Annotated in this window: 14 protein-coding genes and 1 tRNA gene; 10 read left to right on the forward strand and 5 right to left on the reverse strand. The window is 43.5% G+C overall.

Annotation, left to right across the window (positions count from 1 at the left end):
* The first annotated feature begins 6 nt into the window (after window positions 1-6).
* The 4 genes from NBH14_RS23790 (at window position 7) to NBH14_RS23805 (ending at window position 2,881) form a co-directional block, all read left to right on the forward strand.
* The gene (locus NBH14_RS23790) at window positions 7-462 is read left to right on the forward strand and encodes a DUF3795 domain-containing protein (protein WP_186961486.1); all 456 of its coding nucleotides are present in this window, start codon (window positions 7-9) and stop codon (window positions 460-462) included.
* A 93-nt stretch (window positions 463-555) separates the two neighbouring features.
* Entirely contained in the window at window positions 556-1,416 is an 861-nt protein-coding gene (locus NBH14_RS23795) for a DUF3658 domain-containing protein (RefSeq protein WP_186961487.1), read from the forward strand.
* A gap of 50 nt (window positions 1,417-1,466) precedes the next feature.
* Window positions 1,467-2,255 (forward strand): aspartate dehydrogenase domain-containing protein, encoded by a 789-nt coding sequence (locus NBH14_RS23800; RefSeq protein ID WP_186961488.1) that lies wholly within the window; start codon window positions 1,467-1,469, stop codon window positions 2,253-2,255.
* Between the two features lie 38 nt (window positions 2,256-2,293).
* Window positions 2,294-2,881 carry a sugar O-acetyltransferase gene (locus NBH14_RS23805; RefSeq protein WP_186961489.1) on the forward strand — a complete coding sequence of 196 codons (588 nt, stop codon included), beginning with the start codon at window positions 2,294-2,296 and terminating at the stop codon, window positions 2,879-2,881.
* A 79-nt stretch (window positions 2,882-2,960) separates the two neighbouring features.
* Here the strand turns inward: NBH14_RS23805 and NBH14_RS23810 are convergent, their stop codons facing one another.
* Both NBH14_RS23810 and NBH14_RS23815 read right to left on the reverse strand, forming a co-directional pair.
* Entirely contained in the window at window positions 2,961-3,845 is an 885-nt protein-coding gene (locus NBH14_RS23810; RefSeq protein WP_186961490.1) for an NAD(P)-dependent oxidoreductase, read from the reverse strand.
* Between the two features lie 23 nt (window positions 3,846-3,868).
* The gene (locus tag NBH14_RS23815; protein WP_186961491.1) at window positions 3,869-4,309 is read right to left on the reverse strand and encodes a GNAT family N-acetyltransferase; all 441 of its coding nucleotides are present in this window, start codon (window positions 4,307-4,309) and stop codon (window positions 3,869-3,871) included.
* A 149-nt stretch (window positions 4,310-4,458) separates the two neighbouring features.
* Here NBH14_RS23815 and NBH14_RS23820 point away from each other — a divergent pair, with 149 nt between their 5' ends.
* The 4 genes from NBH14_RS23820 (at window position 4,459) to NBH14_RS23835 (ending at window position 7,353) form a co-directional block, all read left to right on the forward strand.
* Complete coding sequence (locus NBH14_RS23820; protein WP_250817802.1) at window positions 4,459-5,094, forward strand: GrpB family protein; 636 nt, start codon at window positions 4,459-4,461, stop codon at window positions 5,092-5,094.
* A 3-nt stretch (window positions 5,095-5,097) separates the two neighbouring features.
* Entirely contained in the window at window positions 5,098-5,625 is a 528-nt protein-coding gene (locus NBH14_RS23825) for a signal peptidase II (protein WP_186961492.1), read from the forward strand.
* Between the two features lie 107 nt (window positions 5,626-5,732).
* Window positions 5,733-6,578 carry an AraC family transcriptional regulator gene (locus tag NBH14_RS23830; RefSeq protein WP_128134539.1) on the forward strand — a complete coding sequence of 282 codons (846 nt, stop codon included), beginning with the start codon at window positions 5,733-5,735 and terminating at the stop codon, window positions 6,576-6,578.
* A gap of 7 nt (window positions 6,579-6,585) precedes the next feature.
* A complete protein-coding gene (locus NBH14_RS23835; RefSeq protein WP_186961493.1) occupies window positions 6,586-7,353 on the forward strand; it encodes a GNAT family N-acetyltransferase in 768 nt (255 codons plus the stop codon).
* A 309-nt stretch (window positions 7,354-7,662) separates the two neighbouring features.
* Here NBH14_RS23835 and NBH14_RS23840 read toward each other — a convergent pair whose 3' ends face one another.
* Complete coding sequence (locus tag NBH14_RS23840; RefSeq protein WP_250817803.1) at window positions 7,663-8,634, reverse strand: hypothetical protein; 972 nt, start codon at window positions 8,632-8,634, stop codon at window positions 7,663-7,665.
* 67 nt (window positions 8,635-8,701) lie between these two features.
* Window positions 8,702-8,786, reverse strand: a tRNA-Ser gene (locus NBH14_RS23845).
* Window positions 8,787-8,977: 191 nt separating this feature from the next.
* Here NBH14_RS23845 and trxA point away from each other — a divergent pair.
* On the forward strand, window positions 8,978-9,451 hold the full coding sequence (gene trxA / locus NBH14_RS23850) for a thioredoxin (protein WP_007653008.1): 474 nt from the start codon (window positions 8,978-8,980) through the stop codon (window positions 9,449-9,451).
* A 69-nt stretch (window positions 9,452-9,520) separates the two neighbouring features.
* On the opposite strand, the gene NBH14_RS23855 is transcribed toward trxA, so the two are convergent.
* Window positions 9,521-10,069 (reverse strand): 30S ribosomal protein S16, encoded by a 549-nt coding sequence (locus NBH14_RS23855; RefSeq protein WP_128135461.1) that lies wholly within the window; start codon window positions 10,067-10,069, stop codon window positions 9,521-9,523.
* A 130-nt stretch (window positions 10,070-10,199) separates the two neighbouring features.
* Here NBH14_RS23855 and NBH14_RS23860 point away from each other — a divergent pair, with 130 nt between their 5' ends.
* A complete protein-coding gene (locus tag NBH14_RS23860; RefSeq protein ID WP_186961495.1) occupies window positions 10,200-11,843 on the forward strand; it encodes an ABC-F family ATP-binding cassette domain-containing protein in 1,644 nt (547 codons plus the stop codon).
* Window positions 11,844-12,164 lie beyond the last annotated feature (321 nt).

Below are 12,164 nucleotides of genomic sequence, written 5' to 3' on the forward strand. Positions count from 1 at the left end.
ACATATATGGAACCTAACGAGATCATAAAGAAACACATCGCCCCTTGTGAACTTCACTGCGGGGGTTGCTTTGCCTTCAACGGTGGCAACATACAGAAACACAGCACTGAACTCATCAAAAGCCTGGGTAACTTCGATGTCTACGCCCAACGCTTCGTCACCATGCTCGACGAACCTGTATTCGAAAACTACCAGAGTTTCAAAATGATGCTGCATTATTTCTCGGAAGCCAAATGCAACGGCTGCCGCGAACAGGCATGTGCCCTATTCAAAAGTTGCCATGTCAGGGATTGTTTCCGTGAAAAGGGTGTCGATTTTTGTTTTCAATGTACCTCCTTCCCTTGCGAACAAACCGGGTTCGACGAACATTTGCAAAAACGTTTCATCTCCATCAACGAAAAAATACGGAAAATCGGCATCGAAAACTATTATGAGGAGATAAAAGATGTTCCCAGGTATTAGTTTTACTGCTTGACAAACAACAGAATGACCTGCAAAGCATGCCTACCGGACAACAACAATATGTAAATATTAATATATAACTTATCTGATTTCATGAACAAAACATTACATATAGCTTCAGAACCATCAGGAATAGGTACAATAAAGTTATTTTTTAAAAGATCAGGCATCAACGACAAAGTCTTAGTTTTTGAAAATACACTTAAACATGCTTCCCTTTCCTCCATTAAAGATTTAAATAATGAAGGACTGAAAAGACGATCACAATCTCTTGAAAAACTGATTGGGAAACATCATTTTCCTGATAGTCATCTGATAACTTTACAGGACTTCATAAAATATGATTTCGATAAATACGATAATATCGTTGTTTGGCATGGAAATGATGTTGATGGACGACTCTTTTTTTATATGGCTTGCTCACTAATCAAAGGTCAGTTATATGAAGCCGACACCACTGAAATAAAGGTTTTATTTCCTCATCTTGAACAAAATCCATTTATATTGCCGCTAGCATGTTGCTCTATCGATAATATAGCTGTTTTATATGATAAGATTAAGCACATATCAGATAATCAAAAAAAAGAGTACGCTTTACTTTGGGAAAAATGGTCGCAATCGGATGCTCCAATAAGAATTATCAATAAAGAGAATGCAATCCAGGAAGTGGAAGAAGATTATTTTGACGAATCTATTCTCTCCAATTGTACTAACGAATTCCGAAATGTAGCACGAGTTATAGGAGAAACTTTATACGACAGCAACTTTCTCATAGGTGACTCATTTCTCCACATAAGAGTCATCGACTTAATCACTCGCAAGAAGTTATCTGCACAAGAAAACGAAAAATTTACACAAGAAATAGCAGCATCTAATCTGTCGGATAAAAACAAAATCGTTATAAATGGAGTAAATGTAACCGAGTTAAGGTTTTTCTCTATCAAGAAACTATAACCAGGTGTCAGATATCGGATGATACTATAAAAAATGTACCTTTGTCCATCATGAAGAAATTAGTAATTGTCGGATGCGGACGGCTGGGCGGTATCGTCGCCGAAGCCGTTATCAAAGGCATTTTGCCTGAATATGATTTAGTAGGTGTCTATTCCCGTACGGTATCGAAGGCCGAAAGCATGGCCGCCCGGATGCAGGAACAGGGAAAACCTTGCCAAGTGTGTACAACCATAGCGGATTTGCTGGCACTGAAACCCGATTACCTGGTGGAAGCCGCCTCGCCTGCCGCCATGAGGGAATTGGCTATCCCCACCCTGAGAAACGGTACTTCAATCGTAACCCTTTCTATCGGAGCGCTTGCCGACGATGACTTCTACCGCGAAGTCTCGGAAACAGCCAAAGCACACGGTACACGCGTCTACTTGGCCTCCGGAGCAACCGGCGGTTTCGATGTGTTGCGGACGGCTTCCCTGATGGGAAATACCACTGCGAAGTTTTTCAACGAGAAAGGCCCCAACGCCCTGAAAGGCACGCCCGTTTACGACGAGTCGTTGCAAACGGAACAACGCACCGTCTTCTCCGGAAGTGCAACAGAAGCCATCAAGCTCTTCCCAACCAAAGTCAATGTCACCGTTGCCGCCTCACGGGCTTCGGTAGGCCCCGGGAACATGCAGGTCACAATGCAGTCCACCCCCGGATTTACGGGCGATACACAACGGGTAGAGATCAGGAACGACCAGGTACATGCCGTAATCGACGTCTACAGCGCGACAGCCGAGATAGCCGGTTGGTCGGTAGTGAATACGCTGCTGAACATCACCTCACCCATCGTCTTTTAAGAGGTTCATAAACAATCCTTACCGAAAAAACAGTCATTATGGAAACCAACTATCAGAAATTCCTGTCGGGAGAATATTGCAACCGCCTGGATAAAGAAGTGTTTAATATGATCGTCCGTAACAAACGGTTGCTTGCGGAATTCAATTCGACCGACATTTTAAACAGCGAAGCAAGGACAGCTTTGCTGCATGAACTATTCGGTCGCGTCGGAAAACATTCAAGAGTCGATATAAACTTCCACTGCGAATGCGGCAAACATATCTTTATCGGGGATAAAGTGATTATCAACATGAACTGTACCTTCCTCGACAACAATTATATAACGATAGGAAATAACGTACTGATAGCTCCCAACGTGCAACTCTACACTGCAACCCACCCGGTAAGTGCGTCCGAGAGATTTGTGGAAGACTGGGATGAAAACTCGGGAGAGCTGTTCTTTCGTACAAGAGCGCTGCCTATTACGATAGGAAACGATGTCTGGATTGGTGGCGGAGTAATCGTACTGCCCGGCGTTACTATCGGCGATAACTGCGTAATCGGTGCCGGAAGCGTTGTCACCCGGTCAATACCCTCCAACAGCCTGGTGGTCGGGAATCCCTGCCAGGTTGTCAAAACGATATAAAAACATAGGGCACGCGGATAAAACACTGATAATTAATATTTTTCAGCGGTTATCCGTGTGCGACCTATTCCAACTCTGTTTATTTGCAATTAGCTGAAAGGTTTGCCAGCACTCTCTCGCTCAGACGGTCAAAAGCCTGGCGCGTACGTCCTGTCGAGACTTGCATGCAACGTACATGCGGATGGTTCAGCAGGTGGCTGTCTCCCAATGCTCCGGCAGTATCGCAGAAGCAGAGGTTGTCGCCTTCGAGCCATTTCATGAAGGGAGCCTCGTCCCAGGCCGGAGACAAACCGGTATTAAACAGCATCTTTTTATTGCCCAACTGCCCGAATTCGGCTTCATGCAACAGGACGGTGTTCTTATTCAGGCAACAGAAAACGGCTTCGCTCTGCGACAACAGTTCACCAAGCGGCAGGAAACGGTAGCCCTTCCCGCGTGCCGCCTCTTTCTCGCTCCGGGCGAAATAGGCAACATCAGCCCCAAAGAACTTCAAGGCATCCGCTATCATGCCACCGGACTTACCCAGTCCTACGATACCGACTTTCATCCCAGTAATCTCACGGGGAATATCGTCCCACGCCTCCTGCTCAAAACCATGCAGGCAACGCACCAGTTCGCTGATCACATACTCCACTACCCCTTCATCGCCATAATCGCGGATACCGGTGACAACGATACCCCGTTCGTTCGCATAGCAAATATCGACATTCGCGCTTTCCGGCGAGTAAAGCGAGCAACACATCCCGATATACCGGACGTTCGGACACTTTTCCAGTGCCGCCCTCCCAATCCGCGAGGTGTAACTCAACAAAACAGCGTCCGCATCCCCGATACGGCTTGCCACCTCCTCATCGCCGGAGGGTATATCGTCGTACATAATAACTTCTTTCGCAAAATCTTGCAATTTCTTTTCTGCTGATGGAATCAGGCTTACAGGCTCTATCGCCACAAGTTTCTTAAACATCGGAATTTCTACTTATTATATTTTTAAAAGACTAAATCACAATTCTGTTCTACGCCATTCACTTCAGCGCCTAGCTTCTTATAAAAATCAATAGCCGAATGGTTCCAACCCGACACCTGCCAACGCAATTTATGGCAACCTGTTTCTTTCGCATGGGAAATAACCTTCTGTATCAAAGCCGAGCCCAGACCTTGCCCTCTGAAATCAGTTTTCACATACAAATCATCCATATACAATGATTTACCTATCCAGGTATAATAACAAAAGAAATAAGTTGCATAACCAACGATTTGATTATCGGACGTCTCCGCCACAAAGCAATTAAAATAATCTTTTTCGGCCACCATTCTTTCTACCGTATTTGTCATCATTTCCGGTAAATTCTCAAATTCGGCAAGTTCTTTAAACAAAGCATTAATCTGATTGAAATCCGAGGTTTCGGCTTTCCGTATATTTATTTCCATGATTTTACTGTCTTATTTATATCTAATCTTCGCATTGCACGTCTGTAAAAGTATGAAATTTATTCGAAAAGTCACCTTCCCCCTTTTGTATTTCACCCGGATAAACAAGAATAGGTTATATATCGAAAACTTATCCTACCTTTGGGAACATGGAAACAAAGAAAGCTACAATCAGCAAAATCAACGTTGTTGTCGACATGAAAAAAAAGAACTTGAACGAAATGAGCAACGAGGAACTTTGGCAACTGTTCCCTATTATACTGTCGCCCCATAACCCGGAGTGGCCCGGACGTTACGAAACAGAAAAAGAGCTGCTCGTAAAAACCATCGGAGCGGAAAACATCATCCGTATCAACCATATCGGAAGCACTGCCGTCCCCGGTCTGACAGCCAAACCGACGATCGACATTTTGCTGGAGATACAGCAGGAAACCGATCCCGCCCGCCTCATCCCAACTATCGAGTCAGCAGGTTATATCTATTGCCACAAACCCGACAACCCGCCTCCCCACATGATGTTTATGAAAGGATATACGTCCGAAGGATTTAAAGGTCAAGCCTTCCATCTCCACATAAGATACTCCGGCGACTGGGACGAACCTTATTTCCGCGACTATCTCCTCGCCCATCCCGATACGGCCAAGGCCTACGGCGAGTTAAAGGTCAAACTACAAAAGCTATACGAACACGATCGCGACGGCTACACCGACGCGAAAACCGATTTCATTCGGGAGATAACAAACCGGGCAAAAGAACAGATTACTTATCTCACAAACACGGAATAAATAATGAAGACCAAAGAGATTATATGGTGGATACTTCTGCTGGTCGTCATTGATCAGGCGACAAAGATTGTAATCTATCATTTTTATATGGATACCCATTTTGAAATTATCCCCTCGCTATTCGAATTCAGTCCGGTATTCAACGACAAACACAGCTACGTCAACTATCTTCTGAACCAGAAACTGAATATCAATATGGGCTTCTGGATCCACATGGTCATCTTCGCCGTGGCCGAATGTATCATACTGGCATTATACATTTTCCTCAGAAGCCTATCAAAAAAAACAAAGCTCCTCGACACCGCCATTACCTTTCAAATCGCGGGACTGATCTGTGCTTTGCTCGGCAATATCGTCTGGAAAAAGGGGGTATTGGATTTCATTTATCTCAAGCCCTTATTTGTTTTCGATCTGAAGGATTTATACAATAACTGTTTTGTTGTTTTCCTTCTTATATATGTACATAAGTACAGGGAAAAAGTAAATACGACAAAAATAAAAGAGGTCATCAACCTGCTCCGCAACAGATAGAAGAGGCTGACGCACAGGAAGCAATCGAAACGAAAACGAATTTGGCCGGATTGGACAACTCCCGATCAGTATAGATTGCCTACTTTTGTCCCTAAAGAATCAGAAGTATGCGAAGCAGTACCGAAAATATCTATCAGGAAAAGGTGAACCAGGTAATCGATTACATCAGCGCTAACCTACACCAGCCGTTACAGCTGGATGTAATAGCCGAAAGGATCTGCATATCCCGGCGGCAGTTGCTCCGCATCATGCGCTCCGCCCTCAACGAATCCCTCTATGCCTACATGGCCAGGCAGCGGATGGAACGGGCTATCATGTATATGCAGACGGAGGAAATGACACTTGCCGAGCTGGCCGCACGGGTAGGTTACGACAATCCGCAGTCGTTCTCGAAAGCCTTCAGGAAGCTATTCGGTATCTCGCCGAAAGCCTATATCAACGAATTGAACGCCCGCTTGCAGGAATATGTGAAAAGCAGCGGCGGCAAATACGAAACCGCCTCTTCGGAAATCTGTGAGGAGGAAGATCTGAATCTGATTTATATCCGCATCGTGGGACAGTACGGAGAGGAAATGCCTTACAAAACGGCCTGGGACAAACTGATGAAGTTCCTGAAAGAAAAGCAGGCACTATCCGCCGCCACCCGCTTTATTGGTCTGAGTTTCGACGATCCGAACGTCACCATAGCCGGACAATGCCGCTTCTACGCCTGTGCAACGATAGATAAACCGGTCGAAGCGGTAGGCGTCTTCGGCACACTCCGACTGCGGAAAGGGAAATATGCCGTTTATACGTTGAAAGACAGTTATTCCAACCTACAGGAGTTTTACAACAACATCAGCGTCAGCTTCAACCACACTATCCGTCACGGGATGCTTTTCGAAGAATACATCCATTATACCGGAACGGACAGCGAAGCGGCTCTAACCAAGATTTACATACCCATAAAATAAGATCATCATGGAAACGAAATACATCACCCTGACGAAGGAAAATATCGCAACCGAACATATCTGCTGCACCTTCTCCGACAAAAAATGCAAGGAAAGTTATGAACTGAAAAAGGAATGGCTCAGGAAAGAGTTTGATAACGGATATGTATTCCGCCGTCTTGACGAACGCGCCAAAGTATTTATCGAATATGTTCCCGCCGAAAAGGCATGGGTTCCCGTTGATGCCCCCGCTTATCTGATGATAAACTGTTTCTGGGTTTCAGGGCAATATAAAGGATGCGGACATGGAAAGGCCCTGCTGCAATCCGCCATCGACGATGCCAGGGCACAGGGAAAAGCGGGGCTGGTCACCGTAGCGGGTACATCCAAGTTCCATTTTATGAGCGACACCAAATGGCTTTTGCACCAGGGTTTCCAAACGGTCGAAAAACTGTCCGACGGTTTCAGCCTGCTGGCTTTGAAAATCGACTCCGAAGCCCCTGACCCGTCGTTCAAAACAAGCGTGCGAAGCGGAGAATGTGAGGAAAAGAACGGCGTGGTCGTCTATTACACCAACCGTTGCCCATTCACGGAATTTCATGTGCGCGGTACACTGGCAGAGGTGGCCGAAAGGAAAGGTATACCGCTTAAAATCATCAAACTGGAGACGATGGAACAGGCACAAGACGCTCCTACCCCAGCTACCATATTCACCCTTTTCTACAACGGGAAGTTCGTTACGACTGACGTCAGCGTATGTATGGAGAAACGGTTCGAGAAGATTGTCGGGATTTAATCGCCCGTCTGCCAACGGATGAGTTACCCGAACAAATCGGCGGGAAACTCCAATTCGAGTAACAGCTGCTTCGCTGGGAGACCTTCGGTATAACCTATCAGACGTGCAATACCGAAACTCAATAGGATGCCGATTAACACAATCACTGTATATCGCTGTAGCAAATTATAAAACATTGAACTACACATATAAATATAAACTCAACAACTTATAATTTACTTTTATAAATACAGAAACTTATATGCAATTTGAAGTCAACAAGGAACTAGTCAAAACAATAATAAGTTATATATTACAAGACAATAAGTCTCACATATCCAAATAAAAATCGATATTCTTTTTGCGTGAAAACTCGATATCTGATTCATTAAAAGAGACTACCCTGCTTGCATCTTTGAGCATTGGAATATTTATTAGGTGAATTCTTTTCGGTGGAACGATGTCTGTATATAGGTGTACACCTGTCTCCTTGGTAGCAAACTCTACAACAAGTCCAGAAATATCTACACCCATAAAAAAACGAGCAGCTTTCGTATTCAAAGTATCTATACTATGCTTCAAATAATTGTTATATTTTGGTCTAAAATAATTAATTAAAATTTCTTCTATAACATCTACCTCTATTTTCCTTGGAATATGCATTTCATTAAATGTATTTATTCTCTTTTTTTCTCTTTCATACGTAGACTCAAAGTATTCAAAACCAGTACTAAATATCTTTTGTTTATGTCTAAAATTAAAAGCCATAATAAGCGCCTCTTTATCTGGGTTCAACTCTGTGATATTCATCAATATAGATTTCAAGGCTTTATGATTTTGATTATACAATCTATCCACAATATTCAATTTTTTCTTCACACCATATGAACGACCGATATAAAGGACTTCAAATAATATAGAAGTATGTTTAAGCAAAAACTCATGTCTATGGAATGTCTGTATTTCTTCATTTTCCGAGTTTTTAAATATCAGATATTTATGGGGAAAGTCTGAAACTTCTATTGATTTCACCTCGTTTGGTACTTCAAATTGAACACACATAATATTCCTGTCATATTGATTCATAATAACAATACATATTTGAACAATATTCCTTTTATTATCAAAGGTCAAACTATCTACAAGAAACCATGCTCTGTTAGTCCAGGTTATAAAATATATATTATAATTATCAGATAATTCAATATCCCCATTTTTGAAATCTTCTAAAACGGAAGGTGTAAAGATATAAGGATCATCAGAATAATAATTGAATATTGCTTCAAAATCAAACTGTTTCATATTATCAATGTATTAATAAATAAAAAATCCTCATAAACCTAAGTTTACAAGGACTTCTTATACTCAGCGGAGAGATAGGGATTCGAACCCCAGGAACCTTTCAGTTCAACGGTTTTCAAGACCGCCGCAATCGACCACTCTGCCATCTCTCCAGTATGTTTTGCTATCGTTTTCTCTCGATTGCGGTGCAAAGGTAGTGATATTTTTTATATCTCCTAATTTTACAAAGTATTTTTTTCTTTTTAAGCTATTATTTTTCTTTTAACCACTCAGGATGGGGAGTCATATCCGTTTTATTACTATTTTTGTATTCTATAATTATCAATGAAGTAATAAGTTTTATATGAGAAAGTTGAAAGATTTATTCCTGATTTCGGTGGTGTTGCTGCTGGTTAGTTGCTCCATGTCTGCCAAATCGGATAAAAACGAAACAGGAAACGTAGCTGCCCAGGGCGAAGTTGTAGTACTTAACAAAGCTGACTTTCTGACCAAAGTATATAATTACGAGAAAAACCAAACAGAATGGGTTTATGAAGGCACCAAGCCTTGCATCGTCGACTTCTATGCTGACTGGTGCGGACCTTGCAAGAAGGTTTCTCCTATATTAAAAGAATTGGCCGGAGAATACAAAAACGACATCATCATTTATAAGATCAATGTCGATAACGAAAAGGAACTGGCTGCCGCTTTCGGCATACAGAGCATCCCTACCCTGCTGTTTATTCCTGCTAAAGGAAAACCGCAACTGGCACAAGGAGCACTTTCAAAGGAACAGTTCGTTGAACAAATCAACGGTTTCCTGCTGGGAAAGAAATAAGGGGACACACAATAAAAAAGAGGACACTCCACACAGGAAATGTCCTCTTTTTATTTGGCATTAAGCGAATTACTCAGCGCTTTCTGCTGCTGGAGCTTCTTCTACAGGAGCGTTTGCTGCTGCTTCTTCAGCTGCCTTTGCTGCAGCGGCTGCTGCTAATTCAGCTTTCTTTTTAGCTACTTCTTCTGCTTTTGCCTTGTTAGCTTCTTTTTCAGCTTCCAGACGAGCTTTTTCTGCAGCCTTAGCTGCTTCGCTGTCTTTCGATTTTACTGCTTCAACAGATGCTTGTTTGTTTTTCAACCAAGCCTGGAATTTTGATTCCGCTGTAGCTTCGTCGAATGCACCTTTCTTAACACCTTCCAGTAAATGCTTTTTCATGCATACACCTTCGCGTGACAGAATGTTGCGAGTTGTGTCTGTAGGCTGTGCACCTACCTGTAACCAATACAAAGCTCTTTCGAAGTTCAAATCTACTGTAGCAGGATTAGTGTTCGGATTATAAGAACCTATCCTTTCAATAAACTTTCCATCACGTGGAGCCCTGCTGTCTGCAACTACGATCTGATAAAAAGCGTAGCTTTTACGACCGTGTCTTTGCAATCTAATTTTTGTTGCCATGTTTGAATAATTAATTTAAGCTGTTTGTATTAGCGGGTGCAAAGATAAGTTGTTTCAAAACATAAAACAAATATTCCAAACATTTTTCCTACCTTTGCGCCTTCTTTTTACACATATATATAATGTACGTATGATTTCTATTGATGGACTGACAGTGGAGTTTGGCGGAAGTGCCCTCTTTTCTGATATATCTTTCGTTATAAACGAGAAAGACCGGATTGCCCTGATGGGGAAAAACGGTGCGGGCAAATCGACTTTGCTCAAAATACTTGCCGGGGTACGCGAACCGACACGCGGAAAGGTTTCGGCACCCAAAGATACGGTCATTGCCTATCTGCCGCAGCATCTGATGACGGAAGACGGGCGCACCGTCTTTGAAGAAACGGCACAGGCTTTCGCCCACCTGCATGAGATGGAAGCCGAGATCGAAACGATCAACAAGGAGTTGGAAACACGTACCGACTATGATTCGGACAGTTATATGGAGCTGATCGAGCGCGTCTCCACACTCAGCGAGAAATTTTATTCCATCGAGGAGATCAATTATGACGCCGATATCGAGAAGACATTGCTCGGACTGGGTTTCAAGCGCGAAGATTTCAACCGGCAGACCAGCGAGTTCAGCGGTGGCTGGCGCATGCGCATCGAGCTGGCGAAGTTGCTCTTGAAGAAACCGGACGTGTTACTGCTCGACGAGCCTACGAACCATCTGGACATCGAATCAATCCAGTGGCTGGAAGATTTCCTGATCGATAACGGGCAGGCGGTGGTTGTCATCAGCCACGACCGGGCGTTTGTCGACCATATCACCACCCGCACAATCGAAGTCACCATGGGGCGCATCTACGACTACAAGGTGAATTACAGCAGTTATCTGCAACTCCGCCAGGAACGCCGCGTACAACAACAAAAGGCATTCGACGAACAACAGAAAATGATTGCCGAAACCCGGGAGTTTATCGAACGTTTCAAAGGGACATACTCCAAAACGCTACAGGTACAAAGCCGTGTCAAAATGCTTGAAAAACTTGAGATACTTGAAGTGGATGAGGAAGACACATCGGCACTCCGCCTGAAGTTCCCGCCCTCTCCCCGCTCCGGTACGTATCCGGTGATTATCGAAAACGTGGCAAAAACATACGGCAACCATACGGTCTTCCGCAATGCCAACCTGATGATCGAACGGGGCGACAAAATCGCTTTCGTAGGAAAGAACGGCGAAGGAAAGTCCACGCTGGTGAAATGTATCATGAAAGAGATCGAACACGACGGCACGCTGACCATCGGACATAACGTGATGATCGGTTATTTCGCTCAGAATCAGGCTTCGATGTTGGATGAGAACCTGACTGTCTTTCAAACGATAGACGATGTGGCCCAAGGTGATATCCGTAACAAAATCAAGGATTTGCTCGGCGCGTTCATGTTCGGCGGAGAAAATTCAGCCAAGAAGGTGAAGGTTTTGTCGGGTGGAGAGCGCACGCGCCTGGCGATGATCAAACTGCTGCTCGAACCGGTCAACCTGCTGATTCTCGACGAGCCGACCAACCATTTGGACATGAAAACGAAAGATATCCTGAAACAGGCGTTGCTTGACTTTGACGGTACGCTGATTGTGGTGTCTCACGACCGTGATTTCCTGGACGGCCTGGTGACGAAAGTCTACGAATTCGGCAACCAGCGGGTCACTGAACATCTTGAAGGCATTTACGAATTCCTTCAACGGAAGAAGATGGAGAATCTCAACGAACTCGAAAGAAACAAAACAAGATAACAATCAACCAATTACAGTTTCCTCGTAGTTTAACTTTTAGGAAACTGTAATTTCCTAACAATTCCTTTATTTGGAAACTCTAATTTCCTGCCTAAGAAACGACAGTTTCCTCCGCAGGGAACTAGAGTTTCTTACGGAGGAAATCAGAGTTTCTCCCATAGGAAACGCCAGTTTCCTAATAGCAGAACTACGAGGAAACTGTATGTTAACGTTTTTAGTTGACTACTTTCAGTCTTATATATATAAAAGGTTGACTCGGTTTAAACTTAATAATAATAACGGTTGACTTATTTCTTGCTTATTTATGAAACAGGTTAACTC

The sequence above is a fragment of the Parabacteroides caecihominis genome (assembly GCF_023656785.1).
Lineage (GTDB): Bacteria > Bacteroidota > Bacteroidia > Bacteroidales > Tannerellaceae > Parabacteroides > Parabacteroides segnis.

Coding starts and splice junctions, on each gene's coding strand:
- NBH14_RS23790 (WP_186961486.1), top strand. CDS start 7: ATGGAACCTAACGAGATCATAAAGAAACACATCGCCCCTTGTGAACTT.
- NBH14_RS23795 (WP_186961487.1), top strand. CDS start 556: ATGAACAAAACATTACATATAGCTTCAGAACCATCAGGAATAGGTACA.
- NBH14_RS23800 (WP_186961488.1), top strand. CDS start 1,467: ATGAAGAAATTAGTAATTGTCGGATGCGGACGGCTGGGCGGTATCGTC.
- NBH14_RS23805 (WP_186961489.1), top strand. CDS start 2,294: ATGGAAACCAACTATCAGAAATTCCTGTCGGGAGAATATTGCAACCGC.
- NBH14_RS23810 (WP_186961490.1), bottom strand. CDS start 3,845: ATGTTTAAGAAACTTGTGGCGATAGAGCCTGTAAGCCTGATTCCATCA.
- NBH14_RS23815 (WP_186961491.1), bottom strand. CDS start 4,309: ATGGAAATAAATATACGGAAAGCCGAAACCTCGGATTTCAATCAGATT.
- NBH14_RS23820 (WP_250817802.1), top strand. CDS start 4,459: ATGGAAACAAAGAAAGCTACAATCAGCAAAATCAACGTTGTTGTCGAC.
- NBH14_RS23825 (WP_186961492.1), top strand. CDS start 5,098: ATGAAGACCAAAGAGATTATATGGTGGATACTTCTGCTGGTCGTCATT.
- NBH14_RS23830 (WP_128134539.1), top strand. CDS start 5,733: ATGCGAAGCAGTACCGAAAATATCTATCAGGAAAAGGTGAACCAGGTA.
- NBH14_RS23835 (WP_186961493.1), top strand. CDS start 6,586: ATGGAAACGAAATACATCACCCTGACGAAGGAAAATATCGCAACCGAA.
- NBH14_RS23840 (WP_250817803.1), bottom strand. CDS start 8,634: ATGAAACAGTTTGATTTTGAAGCAATATTCAATTATTATTCTGATGAT.
- trxA (WP_007653008.1), top strand. CDS start 8,978: ATGAGAAAGTTGAAAGATTTATTCCTGATTTCGGTGGTGTTGCTGCTG.
- NBH14_RS23855 (WP_128135461.1), bottom strand. CDS start 10,069: ATGGCAACAAAAATTAGATTGCAAAGACACGGTCGTAAAAGCTACGCT.
- NBH14_RS23860 (WP_186961495.1), top strand. CDS start 10,200: ATGATTTCTATTGATGGACTGACAGTGGAGTTTGGCGGAAGTGCCCTC.